General features: G+C 39.5%; 16 protein-coding genes and 1 pseudogene. 1 reads left to right on the top strand and 16 read right to left on the bottom strand.

The genetic code is table 11. The annotated features are described in order from the left end of the window. Nucleotides 1-57: 57 nt before the first annotated feature. The 6 genes and pseudogenes from recG to DL897_RS03775 all read right to left on the bottom strand — a co-directional run bounded on the left by recG (nucleotide 58) and on the right by DL897_RS03775 (nucleotide 6,276). Entirely contained in the window at nucleotides 58-2,106 is a 2,049-nt protein-coding gene (gene recG, locus DL897_RS03800) for an ATP-dependent DNA helicase RecG (protein ID WP_113657819.1), read from the bottom strand. After that, a pseudogene (locus tag DL897_RS18585) lies at nucleotides 2,103-2,279 on the bottom strand (L-serine ammonia-lyase, iron-sulfur-dependent, subunit alpha); the annotation flags it as partial. The gene recG and the pseudogene DL897_RS18585, both read right to left, overlap by 4 nt. Nucleotides 2,280-2,527: 248 nt before the next feature. Then, nucleotides 2,528-3,184, bottom strand: a complete 657-nt coding sequence (gene sdaAB / locus DL897_RS03790) for an L-serine ammonia-lyase, iron-sulfur-dependent subunit beta (RefSeq protein WP_113657817.1) — start codon at nucleotides 3,182-3,184, stop codon at nucleotides 2,528-2,530. A gap of 71 nt (nucleotides 3,185-3,255) precedes the next feature. Continuing rightward, a complete protein-coding gene (locus DL897_RS03785) occupies nucleotides 3,256-4,113 on the bottom strand; it encodes a DegV family protein (protein ID WP_113657816.1) in 858 nt (285 codons plus the stop codon). Nucleotides 4,114-4,198: 85 nt separating this feature from the next. Beyond that, nucleotides 4,199-5,899 (bottom strand): DAK2 domain-containing protein, encoded by a 1,701-nt coding sequence (locus DL897_RS03780; RefSeq protein WP_240627257.1) that lies wholly within the window; start codon nucleotides 5,897-5,899, stop codon nucleotides 4,199-4,201. Nucleotides 5,900-5,910: 11 nt separating this feature from the next. Beyond that, nucleotides 5,911-6,276: an Asp23/Gls24 family envelope stress response protein gene (locus DL897_RS03775; protein WP_113657815.1), complete on the bottom strand. Its 366-nt coding sequence runs from the start codon at nucleotides 6,274-6,276 to the stop codon at nucleotides 5,911-5,913. Between the two features lie 610 nt (nucleotides 6,277-6,886). Between DL897_RS03775 and rpmB the strand changes: the two genes are divergently transcribed. Next, entirely contained in the window at nucleotides 6,887-7,075 is a 189-nt protein-coding gene (gene rpmB / locus DL897_RS03770; protein ID WP_113657814.1) for a 50S ribosomal protein L28, read from the top strand. A 447-nt stretch (nucleotides 7,076-7,522) separates the two neighbouring features. On the opposite strand, the gene spoVM is transcribed toward rpmB, so the two are convergent. From spoVM to DL897_RS03720, 10 genes are all read right to left on the bottom strand, one after another. Then, the gene (gene spoVM, locus DL897_RS18980; protein WP_113657813.1) at nucleotides 7,523-7,609 is read right to left on the bottom strand and encodes a stage V sporulation protein SpoVM; all 87 of its coding nucleotides are present in this window, start codon (nucleotides 7,607-7,609) and stop codon (nucleotides 7,523-7,525) included. Between the two features lie 172 nt (nucleotides 7,610-7,781). Next, nucleotides 7,782-8,435, bottom strand: a complete 654-nt coding sequence (locus tag DL897_RS03760) for a thiamine diphosphokinase (RefSeq protein ID WP_168188629.1) — start codon at nucleotides 8,433-8,435, stop codon at nucleotides 7,782-7,784. A gap of 10 nt (nucleotides 8,436-8,445) precedes the next feature. Further along, nucleotides 8,446-8,997, bottom strand: coding sequence for an energy-coupled thiamine transporter ThiT (gene thiT / locus DL897_RS03755; protein ID WP_113657811.1), 552 nt, complete (start codon nucleotides 8,995-8,997; stop codon nucleotides 8,446-8,448). A gap of 85 nt (nucleotides 8,998-9,082) precedes the next feature. Beyond that, nucleotides 9,083-9,733 carry a ribulose-phosphate 3-epimerase gene (gene rpe / locus DL897_RS03750; protein ID WP_113658153.1) on the bottom strand — a complete coding sequence of 217 codons (651 nt, stop codon included), beginning with the start codon at nucleotides 9,731-9,733 and terminating at the stop codon, nucleotides 9,083-9,085. 3 nt (nucleotides 9,734-9,736) lie between these two features. Further along, nucleotides 9,737-10,624: a ribosome small subunit-dependent GTPase A gene (gene rsgA / locus DL897_RS03745; RefSeq protein ID WP_113657810.1), complete on the bottom strand. Its 888-nt coding sequence runs from the start codon at nucleotides 10,622-10,624 to the stop codon at nucleotides 9,737-9,739. A 184-nt stretch (nucleotides 10,625-10,808) separates the two neighbouring features. Further along, nucleotides 10,809-12,326, bottom strand: a complete 1,518-nt coding sequence (gene pknB / locus DL897_RS03740; protein ID WP_420824109.1) for a Stk1 family PASTA domain-containing Ser/Thr kinase — start codon at nucleotides 12,324-12,326, stop codon at nucleotides 10,809-10,811. A 396-nt stretch (nucleotides 12,327-12,722) separates the two neighbouring features. Beyond that, a complete protein-coding gene (pknB, locus tag DL897_RS03735) occupies nucleotides 12,723-14,483 on the bottom strand; it encodes a Stk1 family PASTA domain-containing Ser/Thr kinase (protein ID WP_276308556.1) in 1,761 nt (586 codons plus the stop codon). Nucleotides 14,484-14,506: 23 nt separating this feature from the next. After that, nucleotides 14,507-15,283, bottom strand: coding sequence for a Stp1/IreP family PP2C-type Ser/Thr phosphatase (locus DL897_RS03730; protein WP_145962187.1), 777 nt, complete (start codon nucleotides 15,281-15,283; stop codon nucleotides 14,507-14,509). A 176-nt stretch (nucleotides 15,284-15,459) separates the two neighbouring features. After that, nucleotides 15,460-16,512 (bottom strand): dual-specificity RNA methyltransferase RlmN, encoded by a 1,053-nt coding sequence (rlmN, locus tag DL897_RS03725; protein ID WP_113658152.1) that lies wholly within the window; start codon nucleotides 16,510-16,512, stop codon nucleotides 15,460-15,462. Nucleotides 16,513-16,689: 177 nt separating this feature from the next. After that, entirely contained in the window at nucleotides 16,690-17,832 is a 1,143-nt protein-coding gene (locus DL897_RS03720) for a Ger(x)C family spore germination protein (protein ID WP_113657806.1), read from the bottom strand. Between the last annotated feature and the right edge of the window lie 168 nt (nucleotides 17,833-18,000).

Raw genomic sequence — 18,000 nt, 5'->3', positions numbered from 1 at the left:
ATCCAATAAAAATTTACCGCTTTCTTCACTACCAAAGATCATAAGTGGACATTGTGTCTAATCAAAGTTCATCGATTCAAGTTTTTCAGTTTGTAGCCACTCATATAGGCTCCGATAATCTTCTTGGGTTACAAAGTCTTCACTTAAAACAATTTGGGCTGCATCATTTCTTGCAACCTCAAGAATTTTTCCATCTTCGCTAATATCTGCCACTTTAAAGTCAGGAAGACCACTTTGCTTTACCCCCAGAAAGTCACCAGGTCCCCTTAGCTCCAGATCACGCTGAGAGATTTCAAATCCATCTGTCGTCTCTGTCATTACTCTCATCCGTTCGATTCCTGCTTCTGATTTCGGATCAGCAACTAAAATACAAGTCGATGCACCTTCACCGCGTCCAACCCGTCCACGTAGCTGATGCAACTGAGCTAGTCCAAAACGATCTGCATCATAAATCACCATGCAAGTAGCATTCGGTACATTGACTCCCACTTCAACAACTGTGGTTGAGATCAAAACTTGGATGTCATTTACGGCAAAGGCATTCATCACTTCTTCTTTTTCTGCTGAGTTCATCCTACCGTGTAACAATCCTACCCGTATAGGAGCTAATTCCACAGTTAACTGCTCAAATACCTCTTGGGCATTCTGCAAATCAAGTTTTTCCGACTCTTCAATTAATGGACAAATAACATAAGCTTGATGCCCTTTCTGACATTCTTTCTCTATAAACCTAATAATTCTTGACCACATCTCTTTTTTTACCCAATAGGTATCAATAGGTTTGCGACCTGCAGGCATCTCATCGATGGTTGAAACATCCATCTCACCAAATGCACTAATCGCTAGGGTCCGGGGAATTGGCGTTGCAGTCATAAATAATACATCGGGTGAGATACCTTTTTCTCTAAGAGCTGCTCTTTGCTTCACACCAAAACGATGTTGCTCATCCGTAATGACAAGGCCTAAATTTCTATAGACAACTGGCTCTTGAATCAATGCATGTGTGCCTACTACAATATGAGCTAACCCTAACTCGATTTCAGATAAGGCTTCTCGACGTTTTCTTACAGCCATCTTACTCGTTAAGGAGGTCACACGTATATGAAAAGGAGCAAGTAATTGCTGTAATGATGCAGTATGCTGATCTGCCAAAATTTCAGTAGGTACCATTAGAGCCCCTTGGTATCCACTTAAATAGTTAGCAAAAAGAGCGATAGCCGCCACTACCGTTTTTCCAGATCCTACATCTCCTTGTACGAGTCGATTCATTTGGATAGGTTGTCTCATATCATCTAAAATTTCCTGAACGACACGTTTCTGTGCACCGGTTAGCGGAAAAGCTAAACCTTGTATAAATTGCTCTACCTTTTCGCTCGGGAATGAATGAGCAATTCCTTCTATCTTTGTTCGTTGAATCCGCCTTAACCACATTAATTTACATTGGTATAAGAATAACTCTTCATAAGCAATTCGCCTTCTGGCCTGATGATTTTCTGCTGGTCCTTTCGGAAAATGTATAAAATACATCGCTTTAGCTCGAGGCAATAGCTTGTATCGACTTAATAACTCAGCAGGTAGGTTCTCTTGAATATATTTTCCATACTCCACAAAAGCCTGGTGGATAAGCTTTCGAAGCCAGCTCATTTTTACACCACTTACTACGGAGTAAATGGGTTCAAGTTGCCCGATTAATTTCTTCTGTTCTTCTTCACTAATCATCGTACGATCCGCTGTAATTTGTAAACGCTGGCGATCCCATTTCCCTGATATAAGAATGGTTTGACCTGAACGAATTTTATCCTTTAAAAAAGCTTGATTAAACCAAATCACACTTACAAATACACCATTGATATCCAACTTGATATGCATGCGTGACTTACTTTTACCATACCATCTTACACTTGGCTGAGTATAAACACGCCCCCGAACAGTTACTCTCTGCTCATTTTCTGCGGTGATTAAATCAGTTAAACGATAATCCTCATAACGATAAGGAAAATATGAAAGCAGATCCGCAATTGATTCAATTCCTAACCCTTCCAGCTCTTTTTTTCGACTCTCTCCTACTCCCGTTAAAACATCGACAGAGACCTCTGCAAGATTCATAAGTCTTTCGCTTCCAACCCAAAGATTTTCTGTTTAAAAGCACGAGCAGTTGGAGTAGTAGCAAGTCCACCTAAAGCAGTTTCTTTCAGGGCTACAGGCATCATTTGACCCATTTTATACATGGCTGAAATAACTTCATCCGTTGGTATCACACTTTTCACACCTACAACTGCCTCTGCCGGATGAGATGGCGTACCATCAGCCATTTCAGCAAAAATTTCCTCATTGGGGCGATTTATTTGTACTTCTTGCTGAATCATGATCTCAGAGATTTTCCTTTCCTCTGCTTCAGCAATCGTTACAACCTCTGCAACACTCTGAAGTTTCATCTTTCTTCTTCACTTCCTTTCCAAAGAAAGCCGCCGTTTCTTTTACGGCGGCTAGCTACTTGTCAAAATTTCCTTATGTAGCGACTTTCTATTTAAAGAACAGTTACTCTCGCGATCCCCGACAATTGTCTAATTTCCTCTTGCACTTTTTCCTCAACGAATTGATCCGTTTCAATTGACATGAGTGCTAAGGCTCCTTTTTCCTTACGAGCCACTTGCATATAAGCTATATTTATTTCATGTTTAGCAAGTACTGTAGCCACACGAGCTACAGCACCAAATTGATCTTTATGCAGCACCAATAAAACAGGGGCACTTCCGGTTAATGTTAACTCGAATCCATTGAGTTCCGTAATTTCCACTTTACCGCCACCGATTGAAATACCTACCACTTCAACACTAAACTCTTCATCTTCGATATATAAACGAGCTGTATTAGGGTGATCTGTCAGCTCAGCCGACTCTTTAAAAATAACTTCCATTCCCATTTGTTTGGCGATTGTTAAGGAATTTATCATCCGTTTATCGGAAGGCTCAAAATCGAGTAAGCCTCCTACCAAGGCGATATCAGTCCCATGACCGCGATATGTTTGGGCGAAAGAACCATATAAAGTAATAACCACTTTTTGGGGCTTACGGCCAAAGATTTTCCGTGCTGTACGACCAATGAGAGCTGCCCCAGCAGTATGTGAACTGGATGGTCCAATCATCACCGGACCAATAATATCAAAAACAGAGCGATATTTCATAAATGCCTCCTTTTCAGCGTAGGTATTTACTAAGTGAAGAGGCGTACAAAATAAATGAATAAATAAATGTATTAGTCCTTCAAAGGAATAAGCACAATTGCCACTGTTTTTGGTCCGGCATGGGTTCCTACAACGGGGCCAACCGTTGTGATCACTTTTTCTCGTACATCATAAAGTTCTTCCACTTTTTTTAATAACTTTTCGCCTTCTATCAAATTATCTGCATGCATGATCCCTACCGATACAGGGGAACCTGAGGGTACTTTCTGTTGCATTAGCTCAAATAAGCGGCCAATCGCTTTATTTTTACCTCGAACTTTATCGATCGGAAAAACTTCACCTTCACGGCTAATCGATAAAATCGGTTTAATATTAAGTAGTGAACCAAAAAGTGCAGAAGCTTTTCCAATCCGTCCACCTTTTTGTAAATATTCCAAGGTATCTACCAAGAAAAATAGCTCTGTATGATCTCTTACTTTTTCGGCAATCTTTTGGCATTCCTCGATCGACTTACCTTCTTGCGCTGCACGAGCAACAGCGACTACAAGCATACCCAAACCATAGGAAACTGATTTTGAATCAAATACTGTAACTTCAATTCCTTCTTCTTTCACCATATCCTTCGCAATCAGAGCAGATTGATAAGTACCACTCATCATCGAAGAGATATGAATAGAAAAAATTTGCTTCGCACCCATTCGAGCAGCTTCCCGATACTCCTCACAAAGTTCATGAGGTGAAGACTGGGAAGTTGTTGGAAGCTGGGAAGCCTGCTTTAGCCTTTGATAAAAATCTTCTGCTTGTAGCTCAACTCCATAACTTTTCCCATCCATATGCACTTTTAATGGAATCACACTAATCTCTAATTCTTTTTGCAGCTGTTCAGGAATATCTGCGGAACTATCCGTAATAACCTTCACTTTAGACATGTCAATACTCTGCTACTTTTCCTCTACCTAAGAGGTAGAACATAGCAGAATCCCCTCCTTTACCTCTATCTTTAGACAAACATCATTACTCTACAGAAAAGAGGAAATAGTAAAGTGGTTGTCCACCATCATGCCATTCCCATTCAGCCTCTGGGAACTCCGCTTCTAATTTACTTTGGAATTCTTCAACTTGAGCTTTAGTCACATCTTTGCCATAGAATACAGTAACTACATCTGCTTCATCCGCATTCATTTTTCGTAATAACTCACGAACTGTATCAAGCATTTCTTTTCCAACCACTTCAATTTTTCCATCTTGGATTCCCAAGAAGTCACCTGCTTCAATATCAATTCCACCGATATTAGAATCCCGAACTGCATATGTACATTCACCAGAGCGAACGGCTTGATAACCTGCAATCATTTGCTTTTTATTTTCTTCTGGCTCCTGTTCGGAATTAAAGGATAACAAAGCAGCTAGCCCTTGTGGAATCGTTTTCGTTGGAATAACAGTTACTGTGGGCTCTACTAGTTCATCTACTTGTTCAGCGGTCAAAATAATGTTCTTATTATTTGGCAGAATAAAAACGTGGTCCGCAGAAATTTGTTCCATCGCTTTAACGATATCTTCTGTGCTTGGATTCATCGTTTGTCCGCCTTCAATTACCACATCTACACCCATACTACGGAATACTTCCGCAATGCCCGTACCAGCAGCTACCGCTATCAAAGCATAGCGCTTATGTTCTATTTCGGCAGGAACTTCCTTTTCTGTACCCGCTGAAAGGGTATAATCGTGTCCTTCGGTTACATTTGCATATTGCTCACGCATATTCTCAATTTTAATTCGGGTTAAATCTCCATACTTCATAGCATAATTCATTGCGTCCCCAGGATATTCTGCATGAATATGTACTTTTACTAATTCGTCATCAGCAACAACTAGTAAAGAATCGCCAAATTGAGTCATTGCTTGACGGAAAGCTGTCTCTTCAAATTTTTCTGTTGGACGTCTGTCTGTATGAAGCTGAATCATAAACTCTGTACAATAACCATATTCAATTTGAGCAGGATCAATTTTTGATTGAGCATTTGCATGATGAGCTTTTGAAGCTAGCGAATCCATCTCTTCTTGCTTATTAGTAGGCTTTTCATCGATTTTTATTTCGCCTGTAAGCGCTTGAAACATTCCTTCATAAACATAAATAAGCCCTTGTCCTCCAGCATCAACAACTCCTGCTTGCTTTAAAACTGGCAACAATTCAGGTGTACGCGCAAGAGAACGGCGAGCCTCATTTAAAATAATCTCTAAGATCGCTGCTGGACTTTCTGCATACCATGAACGGCGCATTCCTGCTTCAGCAGCCTCTCGAGCTACAGTTAAAATCGTCCCCTCAACCGGCTTTATCACTGCTTTATAAGCCGTCTCTACACCCCGTTGGAACGCATCAGCTAGCTGAATGGCATTGATTTCCTCTTTATGATCAATCGCCTTAGCAAAACCACGAAATAATTGGGATAAAATGACACCTGAGTTTCCGCGTGCCCCCATCAACAGACCTTTTGATAAAGCGCCTGCCAATTCACCAACCGTATTCGCTGTAGCGTGTTTTTCCATTTCAGCAACGCCGGAAGATAGAGTTAAATTCATATTTGTTCCTGTATCACCATCTGGAACTGGAAAAACATTCAGCGCGTTAACTTCTTCAACCCGACGATTTAAGTTTTGCGCTCCTGCCTGCATCATATTCAGAAAAAGTGTTGCATTGATTTGTTGCTGTGTCACCGTGCTCCTCCTTACTCTTCATTCAACAAGCGAACTCCTTGCACAAAAATATTGACTTGATCTACCTTCACCCCAAGCATTTGGTCAAGGGTATATTTAATTTTCGCTTGTACATTATGGGCTACTTCAGAAATTTTAGTACCAAAGCCCACAATAATATATATATCAATGATATATTCACCGTTCTCCTGCCTAACTTCAATTCCTCTGCTCAAATTTTCTCTACCTAATAGCTCTGTAATTCCATCCTTTAGTTGATTGCGAGATGCCATTCCAACTAGCCCATAGCAGTCGATTGCCGCAACCCCGGCGATATTCGCAATGACAGAATCTGTAACATAAATCGGTCCTAATGTTGAGTTTACTTCTAAGTTCATAGTGAATTCGTTGCAATTTCCTTATTCATCGTGCCCACTTTCACTATTTTTCGTTACTCGCGTTTGGTACAACACTCCTAAGGCGTAACTTCCGACAAAATTGCCGTACAAATCAAAGATATTAAGCCTTTGATCTATTGCAACGCTATCCTCCCTTGCAATTTGATTTTCCTGCGCGACCAACTACGCAATGCTGCTTGTTTATGCTAGACATCGATGAGGTTCGGCATTTTCGCTAGCACAATTGTACAATAACGTGTCAGAGATGGAAAGAGACAACTCTTTTCATCTTACAAAATTTGTACACTTTATATTAGTCATGTTGATTTACCTAATATAAAGAGAGTATAAACTCATGTTTTCGCCACGCTCCCATCGATATCCTACAAAAAGTAATACGGTCCTCTCCCAAGAGGTCTCTTAGCCGAAAAATACCCTTCTTACTTTTACAATGTTTAGTTAATCAACAACCCTGACTTTATATACCTTTCCCGAAAAACAGAAAAACCTCCCCTTTTTTCTTCATCTTGCGAAATAAGTTAAAGATATGCTACAATGTCTTGGTATTTAGTACGAACTGGTACGTGACAAAGAACAGGAGGTGGACATATTGGCACGTCGTTGCTTTATTACTGGCAAATCAGGTTCAACCGGAAACAAAGTAAGCCACTCCAACCGTAAAAACAAAAGAAAATGGGGCGTAAATGTACAAAAAGTACGTATTCTCGTAGATGGGAAACCGAAACGCGTCTACGTTAGCACCAAAGCACTTAAATCCGGTAAAGTTACCCGTGTGTAATCATTTTTCCAATATACTCTGGAAATAAACCTAGTATCTATCTACCTCTAGATACTAGGTTTTCATTTTTTCACCTGTTTATACAAGTTGCCCCCACCTTCATAAGAGGTGAGATGAATTAAACTTTGTTCGCTCCTGTGGTGATTCATAGAACATAATAGAACATACTTTAAACAAAATTTGCATTCTTTAGGCTCACATCTGTGAAAAAGTGATATGGTTTTACTCAAGAGCGATTAAGGGAGAAAAGCCTTTTGTAGAAAGAAGCTTCTTCCTTACAACTAGTAAGAAACTCCCATAGCTACAGGTTTTTTATATACACCAAACTTACACTCTGCTTCATCATTTTAAATCAAAAATCGGTATATCAATTCGTTTAAGCTCAAATGATTCTTTACTCATAATAAAATACCCCTCAAGAGGAGGGGAAAACCACAAACTTTTATATTATTGTTCTTTTTTAGCAAATATATTTAGTAAAACCTTGACCACACCACCCAAAAACTTCGGAAGCTTAACGGTATAAAATCTCACTATTTTCCCTCCAATCTAATCGGTTACGGTTGCATACCTCCATTTATTTATATTCTATAGAGTTCAATATGTCCCTAGAACATGAGAAGCATACAAAAAAGCTCTTCCTTATTGATTGGAAGAGCTTACTTTGCATAAGTAGCCTTTTCGACTATATCTCTTTATCTCCGTCCTACTGATTGAAGGCATGATCACTACTTTCAATCAACAAACATTTCCCTTTATGGATTTCAATGTGAGCTGTCCGTTCATTCAACTCATTACTAATCCCTAATGTCCTACCGCGTATCAATACTCCATTTTGTAGAGGGTAGCGCATTCCTGAAGTTGTAATACCTTCCACCCTCCTACTGATTGGCAGAAGCGAAACATATGAATAGCCTACCTCTTGATTCAAATAGATTTTGATAGGTGCTACCAACAAACGGAGGCGATTTGTATGATGATAAATGACCCCTTTTCCCCCTTGTTCTTCAATCCATTCCAGCAAGCCAATATTAGCTAAAGCATGATCAATACGTGCTCCTCCATAGGCACCTAAAATCACGACTTCATCTGGCTCTACTTTTAGAGCTTCTTCCACGGCAAAATGAAGATCAGTCATTCCTTTTTCGAAAGGCAGCTGTATAAAAGGAATACCTAGCTTCTTAAGCCAAGTGAGTCTATCCAAACCGAGGGTATCAAAATCACCAACAGCCAAATGTGGTGTAATTCCTGCTTCCACGAGGGGAAGGAGACCAGCATCTGCAGTAATGATAAAATCTTGCTCCGGTTTAATCCGCATAAGATCCAAATGTACGAGTTCACCACCGCCTACTACTACCACTCTTTTCATCTTAACGACGATACACTAATTGAGGTGCAGTATAAATTAAAATAATCGCTACAATAAGTGCAAGAATCATATTTGGAACCATATAGGCGGCATTATAAACAAATGAATATAGATAAGGACTTTGCCCTTTCGGAGCACTGTCTGCAAAAAAAACGATTCCTGACACAAAATGGCTGAGCAAACGTCCGAGTCCCGCTATGAAAATACCAATACCACTTAAAAGTATTTGGCGATTTTTATTTTGACCTTGTTTTAAATGAACTAAACCCGCTATACCCAGTGCGCCAAAAGCAATTGGATAATCTAAAAGTAACTGGATGGGATGAACAATATATCCTCCCAAAAGCAATTGTAAAATCCCGGTTAATAGTCCTGCTGTCATTCCAGCCCATAATCCTCTGCGAAGTCCTACAACTAATATGGGAATCATCACTAAGGTAATGGATCCACCATAAGGTGCTTGATAAATAGCCAATTTATCTAAAACAGTTGCAATCGCAGCCATTATCGCTATTTCGATCAAGGTGACTAGCTTTTTTGATAATGGGTTCATGGTATTCTCCCTCTATCTTTCAAATAATAAATACACAAACAAATGAATTATTTTATGATTCAATGTCATGAACAGGCTCTATTTTTTATTTAGTCGCACGTATTTCCGCTAAAGCCTTCCTGCGATCATTTGCTCCAAAGATCGCCGAGCCAGCTACTAATACATTTGCACCTGCTTCTACGACTTGTCTTGCCGTTTCCTGATTGACTCCACCATCGACCTCGATGGGGATATCTAGGCCTTTCTCCTCCATCCATTTACGAACTTGAGCAATTTTTGGTAGTACACTTGCAATAAATTTTTGCCCACCAAATCCTGGATTGACAGTCATTAAAAGAACTAGATCCACATCTGCTAAGATCGGTTCAATCAATGCAACAGGAGTAGCTGGGTTGATCACCACACCTGCTTTTACTCCTTGCTCTTTAATATGATAAATCGTTCTATGCAAATGAGGACAAGCTTCTTGATGCACGGAAATATAGTCCGCTCCTGCTTTTACGAAGTCCGAAATATAACGATCAGGTTCTTCAATCATTAAATGAACATCAAGTGGTAATGATGTATGGGGGCGAATCGCATTAACAACCAATGGTCCCAGTGTAATATTAGGGACAAAATGACCATCCATCACATCTATATGAATCCAGTCCGCTCCTGCTTTTTCTATTTCATCAATTTCCTCTTTTAATCTCGCGAAATCTGCCGATAAAATCGATGGAGCAATCTTAATCATCATTTAATACCTCCTTGGTTGCTGTTTAATTTCCTGTAAGAACTGTAGATAGTGCTGATAACGCGACTCATCCATATCCTTATTTTCGACAGCGAGCCGAATGGCACAGTGAGGTTCATTGATATGTAGACAACCTCGAAAACGGCAAGCTGAAGCGTTTTTATGAATCTCTGGAAAACAAGAGCCCAGCTCTTCTGCTTCCATACCATGAAAAGTGAGCTGGCTAAATCCTGGTGTGTCTGCTACGAGTCCACCATGAGACAGCTGTAGTAATTCAACTTGTCTAGTCGTATGTCGTCCCCGTCCAATCTTACGACTTACCGCTCCGGTTTGCAACTCTTTACTTGGAAGGAGTTGATTTAATAAAGACGACTTGCCAACCCCAGATTGACCAGCAAATACAGATACTCGGTCTTTTAAATACGCTTGTAACTCTTCAACACCTTGCCCTGTACGAATGCTTGTCGTAACAACTGGATAATCAGCCGCTTGATAAATAGCTCGGATTTGTGCAACTTCATGTTCATCTTCGATCAAATCATATTTGGTTAAACAAATAACAATCTCTAAACCCTCACGTTCAGCATGAACCAAAAATCGATCTAATGGCATTTGTTGAAATGGTGGTTCACGTAATGAACAGACGACAATCGCTTGCTCCACATTCGCAATTGGTGGGCGCAGTAATTCAGTCTGTCTAGGCTCTACCGAGACGACTACGCCTTCTGCTTCCCCTGTTTTTTCTACTTCGACCATATCTCCTACCAAAGGTTTCACTTTCTTCTTAGCAAACTTAAACACCCCTCTAGCTCGACATTCCAACTCCTCTCCATCCAAAGTACGTACATAGTAAAATCCACTAATTGCTTTAAAAATTTGCCCTTGCGGCATCAAACAACCTCCTTATTCCCTTCATTTAGAAAAATGTATCCGTACTTTTATCCTTTTATTATTTAAAAGCCCCTCAAAATAAGTACAACTACATTATCCTCTTATATTATGTATTATACTAACAGAAAAACAAAATCTGCAGACCCATGAAACCATGAATCTGCAGAAATCATAAAATGAGATATTAATTGTCAGAGGTTATTGGCGGCTTTTGACACTGGCTATTACCAGATCCAATCCAAACCTGTACTTTTTCACCTTCATTTAAGTAGTCACCTTGTTTAGGGTATTGGTGATATACTTTCCCCTCTTGGCCACCATTACAATACCAGTGCTTCACTTCTGATTTATCTAGTCTAGTTTCCCAAAGTCCAACATAATTCTTCTCCACTTTCTTTCCTTCAGGTGTCACATACAGGGTGATCGTGGTGCCCTTCTCTACTTCAGCTCCGCTTTCCGGCTCGGTCTTAACTACGCGATTCGCTTTAACTTTATCACTTTTTTCTTCTTTCTCTTCAACTTCTAATCCTAGCTTTTGTAATTCCTCTATCGCTTTATCTTTCTTCATATTTTTTAAATCAGGTATCTGAACCGATTCGGATGCTGATGCAGTACCACCTGTTGTTGAGGAATCTTCATCAAACCAATTAATGGCTAAAAAAATGATTGCACAAATAGCAACAAAACCAAATAGTAGCTTTAGTGTTTTGGATGATCCCTCTTTAAATTGGACCACGATCTTTCCCACGAAAGATTTATTTTCTCTCCTTGGGGGATCTGGCTTTACATAGGGCTTTGGTTTTTCAGACTTATTCATTCTTTCAAACTGTTGAAACGGTGGTTTATTTTGGTAATGTTGCGGTGAAGAATAGGTATGATTAGACATGAATTGAAGAGCTTGCTCTAAGTCCTGTCGCATGGCATGTATCGAAGGATAACGCATGTTTGGATCTTTTTGCATCGCACGTGAAACTATCGACACCACATGATCAGGTATGCTTGGATTAAACTTTCGTGGATCTTCTGGATCTTCTTGTAAGTGTTTTAGCGCAATACTTACAGCAGTGTCCCCATCAAACGGAAGTCTACCCGTCAACATTTCGTATAATACAACACCTAACGAGTAAATATCGGACCGTTCTTCGATTTGTCCTCCCCTTGCTTGTTCGGGTGAAAAATAGTGCACAGATCCCATCATCGATCCTTGCTGGGTAATCGTCGAAGAGCTAGCTGCACGCGCAATTCCGAAGTCGGTCACTTTCGCTTGCCCATGTTTATGAAGCATTATATTATGTGGTTTTATATCACGATGCACAATTTGGTTATCATGAGCATGCCCTAATCCGTCACAGATTTGCATCGCAATCCGAGCAGATTCTTCAACTGAAAGTGGCCCCTGATCCAAGATGTATTGCTTTAAAGTAGGACCTTCAATCAGTTCCATCACTATGTAGTGAATGAAATCTTCTCTTCCAACATCGTAAACATTAACCACATTGGGGTGTGATAAACTACCTGCTGCTTGTGCTTCACGACTAAATCGCCGGATAAACTCTGAATCATTACTAAGGGATTCACTTAATATTTTAATCGCTACCATGCGATTCAATAATAAATCTCTTGCCTTATATACGACAGCCATTCCTCCGCCGCCGATACGGCTGATCACTTCGTAGCGATCTCCTAACTTCTTCCCTTCCATTCGCATGATGATCTTATTCCTCCTAAAGCCCCAATCATGAGGTTGAGCTTCATCCATCACTTCTTTACCTAGTCAATTTATTTGTTGATCCATCCCATTATACAGTATTTATGATCAGTAATCTTTAGTATCAAAGCTAGAAGATCATTACCTTTATGGTTATTGCTGCAAATGGGAAACTCTGACTAGCCAATTATATACAATAGGATTGTATATACTGCTAAGAGTAATTGTTCACTTTTTTCTTCCTTAGGTAAATCCTATTGAGCCGATTGTAAATAATTCGTAATTTCTTCGGCCATATGTTAGTATTCACAGCATGATGTTTATCCGTACGACAGGCGAGAATAGATACATGTAAGCATACAAATACTTATACTAATCTATTCTTATGTATTATACTAACATATAAAAAATAAAATCTGCAGATTTATGAAATCTTGAATCTGCAGAAGCTACAAATCGAGATATTTTATTCACAGAAACTTTAGGTGGTTGTTTCCTACATGAATGATTTCCTGATCCGACCCAAACTTCTACAGTTCCACCTTCTTGGATATAATCACCTGCTGAGGGATGTTGCTGATAAACTTGTCCTTTCTTTCCACCATTACAGTAGTGCATCTTAATCTTGTAACCATTTCCTGACCTAGGTAGCTGCCTTCTCGAGCTTTGTTCATACATACCTATATAATTATCCACTTTCATTCCTTTTGGGGTAATATAAAGGGTAACGGTGGAGCCCTTTTTCACCTCAGCTCCACCCTCTGGTTTTGTTCGTATTACATGATTTGGTTTCACTTCATCGCTTTTTTTTTCCACTTGATCGATTTCTAGTCCCAATTCTTTTATTTTCTCAATGGCTTGATCTTTTTTCATATTTTTTAACTCAGGGAGTTTCACTGTCTGTGATACAGATACTGTGTTCCCTGTATCCGCAGGTTGTGATGAGTCCTTTGCCCCTCCAAAAAGGGTTAAGATCTTATTAAATCCGTAAAAGGCCAAGAAAATAATGACAAAAAAAGTAAATAGGCCAAACAATAACTTTTGCCACCAAGTTAATTCTTCCTGAAGGTAAACCATCGTCTTTTGCAGAATTGTTTTATTTTCATCTGCCGGTACATCCAATATTTTGAGCCGTGCACGTGTCTGATCCCCAACTTTCTGGTGACTACCTTTTCGAGTATTCATCGAGTTATTCGTTCGAATCCCAGGTCGTTGGATAGGCGATTGCTGTGTATTTTTTTGATGGAAAGACGTTGATGAATCATCATCCAAGGGGATTTCTTGAAAAGCATCTTCGATTCTTCCAGTATATACATTTCTAGTTTGATGCGTTCCCATTTGTAGAGCATATTCTAAATCTTTCATCATCGCACGCACTGAAGTATATCGCATATTTGGATCTTTGTGCATAGCCCGCAAGATAATGGTCGCCATATGGTCAGGGACATTGGGATTAACCTGTCTTGGATCAAGTGGCTCTTCTTGTAAATGTTTGATCGCAATACTTACAGCAGAATCTCCATCAAATGGGAGTTCTCCTGTTAACATTTCATATAATACAACACCTAATGAATAAATATCTGACTTTTCTCCAATCTGGCCACCTCTAGCTTGTTCTGGTGAAAAATAATGTACAGACCCCATCACCGAACCTTGCTGGGTAATTGTCGATGAGCTAGCTGCACGTGCAATTCCAAAGTCGGTCACTTTCGCTTGCCCATTTCTATGGAGCAAGATATTATGCGGTTTTACATCACGATGGACAATTTGATTATCATGTGCATGAGCTAAACCATCACAAATTTGTATCGCAATCCGGGCAGCTTCTTCTACAGGGAGAGGACCACGCTCTAATACATAGTCTTTCAATGTAGGACCTTCTACAAGTTCCATGACAATGTAGTGGATATACCCATCTCGCCCTACATCATACACATTCACAACATTTGGATGTGACAAACTAGCTGCAGCTTGTGCCTCTCGGCTAAATCGTCGGATAAATTCTGAGTCATTACTAAGGGATTCACTTAAGATTTTAATCGCTACAAAACGGTTTAGTAGTATATCACGCGCCTTATATACTACCGCCATCCCACCGCCACCTATGCGGCTGATCACTTCATAGCGACCCCCTAGCTTCTTCCCTTCCATTTGCATAATGATCTCGTTCCCCCTCAGCCCCAATTATGTGGTTGAGCCATCTGTATTTTTGAGCTACCTGTATGTTTAATTAAGATAAGTGAAATATTATCTTTCCCCCCTGCATCCAATGCCATCTGTATCAGTTGATCTGCTTTTTGATCAATAGACATCGATGTGTTACTTAAAACAATACCAATATCACGTTCACTTATCATCGAAGTTAAACCATCGGAACACAAAAGCAAGATATCATCCTTGATCCATGGGGTATCAATTAAGTCAACTTCTACCTCTTTATTAGTACCAACTGCTCTGACAAGCATATTGCGTTGCGGATGATTTCGAGCTTCTTCTTCAGTAATTTGCTTTAATCGTTTTAGTAAGTTGACATAAGAATGATCTTCAGTAAGTTGATACAGTCCGCCTTTATGCAACATATAAGCACGGCTATCCCCTACATGAGCCAAAACAACTTCTTTTGTATCCACAATAGCCGTTACTACCGTCGTTCCCATTCCTTTAAACTGGGAGTTTTGACTAGCTAATTTATAAACTGAATTATTGGCTGTTCCAACCGCTAGGAGTAATTGCTCACCTTTTTCTTCAGTCGCTAAATCTAAGTCTGCTGACTGTAGGTAATTCGTAATTTCTTCGACCGCCTTTTGGCTAGCAACATCACCGGCTTGATGTCCACCCATGCCATCAGCTAGAACAGCTATAATACTTCCGGCTTTTACTTGTAAGAGACCGGTACTATCTTCATTGAGATCGCGCACTCGGCCGATATCTGTACGCCGTGCTATCTCCATTCCGGCTACCCCTTTCCCTATCTGTGTGGTACCATCTTGCTGACGATTTAAAGAGGAATGAATGATTGTAATAAGATTATGCAACAAAATATTAATTAATTGTATCTATTCCTTTTTAAAATTAAACGCCTTGCATCGATCATCCTCTTAAAATAATAAAATCTCTTATATCCAGTTTACTCTCCTTGAATCAACTGACTATTCTTTGCCCGCAATTGACCACACGCGGCGTCGATATCATGCCCATGCTCTCTACGAATGGTTGTATTTACTTTATAAGAATCTAAGATCCGTTTAAATTTAAAAATTTGATCACGAGGTGTTCGGGTATAGTTCCTTTCAGGTACAAAGTTAACAGGTATCAAATTAACCAAGCAATTCATACCTTGCAATAATTTACCTAGCTCATGCGCTTGTTCGTCCTGATCATTTTTACCACCAATTAGCGCATACTCAAAAGTTAATCTACGTCCAGACTTCCTAAGATAGTACCAACAAGCATCTAATAAGTCTGCCAACGGAAAGCGACGATTGATTGGCATCAAACTTGAACGCAAGTCCTGATTGGGTGCATGTAAAGAAATTGCCAACCCTACTTGCCAATCTTCATCGGCAAAGCGATAAATATTTGGAACTACCCCACTCGTTGAAACGGTAATATGACGCTGTCCAATTTTTAATCCATGAGCATGATTTATTATTCGGATAAACTTCATCGTTTCTTCATAGTTTTCAAATGGCTCACCTGATCCCATGATTACGACCGATTTAACCCGTTCGTTTGAGACATCTAAGTGTTTCTGTGCCATGATTACTTGAGCAACGATTTCTCCTGCAGTTAAATTACGTTTCAATCCACCCAAGGTAGACGCACAAAAAGTACAACCAATTCGACAGCCTACTTGAGTTGTTACACAAACACTGATTCCATAATTATGCCGCATAATTACTGTTTCAATTGCATGCCCATCAGCTAATCCAAACAAAAATTTTACTGTCCCATCTTGCGATTTTTGTATAGTAATCACTTTAAGTGGGTGTAACTCAAAGGACTCAGTTAGTTGTGATCTTAAGGATTTAGGTAAGTTACTCATTTTTTCAAATGATTCAACTCTCTTTTGATAAAGCCAATCCATTACCTGTTTGGCACGATAAACAGGATGATTGTGTTCATTGATCCAACTTTCCCATTGATCATAACTATAATTATAAGCAAATGTTTTTTTCATCATATTTACATCGATTTCCTTCTATCAACCATCCATTATGAATTTCTACTCTCAATGAGTTGCTAAAAAACTTTTCTTATTATATCAATCCTATGGCTGAAAGAAAAGGGAATAAGAGTAAAGTTCATAGCAATTTATGAATAGTTTTTTAAATATTATAAAGCACTTGTCAAAAATCTATTTCACTTTTCCTCCTACTCCTCGTACTTTAACTTTATAATGAACGCGAACAGGTATTTGTGGAAAACTTTTCTCCCAGTGTACTTTTTTCCATAATCCTGGGTGATAAGCTCGAGCAAATTCACTAAAATGAAAAATATCCACTTTCCATTTCTTCTGCGCAAGATCAATCAAGCGGTTTGCATTTTTTTCATAGTCCCTCTTTAAATAATTTTCGAGCGCTGAAAGTGATTGATTTCCACTCAGATTATAAAAACACTTTTTCTCTACGACTATTCCCCAAATCTCAATATTTACCTGTACTTCAGGCCGATTCGAAATTTTTACATCCCTAGTGATTTTTTCAGGTTGAAATATAATCACTCCTTTTTCCTTTGGACAAGATACAGATGAATATCCTCCTTTTTTTTCATAACGCATATGAAGTAAAGCATTGATATCCTCAGCCGCTTCAATCTTTCCAATCATCTTATCCCGATCAAAAACTGCAAGTCCGCTCCATTCAAACTTATCTTTCATCGGTGTAAAGTAATTGATAATAGGAACTTGTCTGGATGGAGTCGATAATTCAACATATACCTTTCCCAAGTATGTATTTGGAACTATTTCTTCTTTGATCCCCGTTTCTAAGGTTTCTCTGAAATAATTACTTGATATTTGCTCTAGCTTGGTCTGTGTCATTATTGCGTCCTTCGCTTTTCCCTTTACTACCACAGGCCATAGCTGTCTTCGAACTTCAGGATTTCTTTTCGTCATATCGAATATCGAACCAATCCCTTGTCTCGCTTGCTTTTCTCCAAATAGCATCAATTGCATATTTCCTAAGTAAATCGGCTTTGTCGATTGTCTTTCCAAGGAACTTATCACTTCAATTAATGTTCTTCCTTTAGCCGAAAAAATATCTACTGCGCTTGCTCCACCACCTCCTCCATTTCCACCACCTCCGCCGCCTCCGCCACCACCTGCAATTTGTGTTGGAATAGGAACTTGCATCGTAAGCTCATAGCCAGACGGATCACGGTCTAATGCAATCGCAGTGGCAGACATTCTCTCCTCGATCTCCTGTCGGTCCCAACAACCAACTACAAATAAGCTAAGAATACTAATCAGTAAGAAGCTACGTATATACGCTTGAGGCATCCTACTTCTCCTCTCTGTGAATCACATAGACGACTTAATCAATCTATTATCTTAATTCATCGTGTTGATTAACCCCGAAATAGGTAATGGGGAGGGGCATTTTTCGACGAAATTAGTCTCATGAATGTCTTGCTTCGTAGCGAAATATGCCCTCTACAACTTCAAATG

The organism is Thermoflavimicrobium daqui (assembly GCF_003313465.1).
In the GTDB taxonomy this organism is placed as follows: domain Bacteria; phylum Bacillota; class Bacilli; order Thermoactinomycetales; family Thermoactinomycetaceae; genus Thermoflavimicrobium; species Thermoflavimicrobium daqui.
Note: the sequence above shows the minus strand (reverse complement) of the source record. Positions and strands in the feature narration are given on the sequence as shown.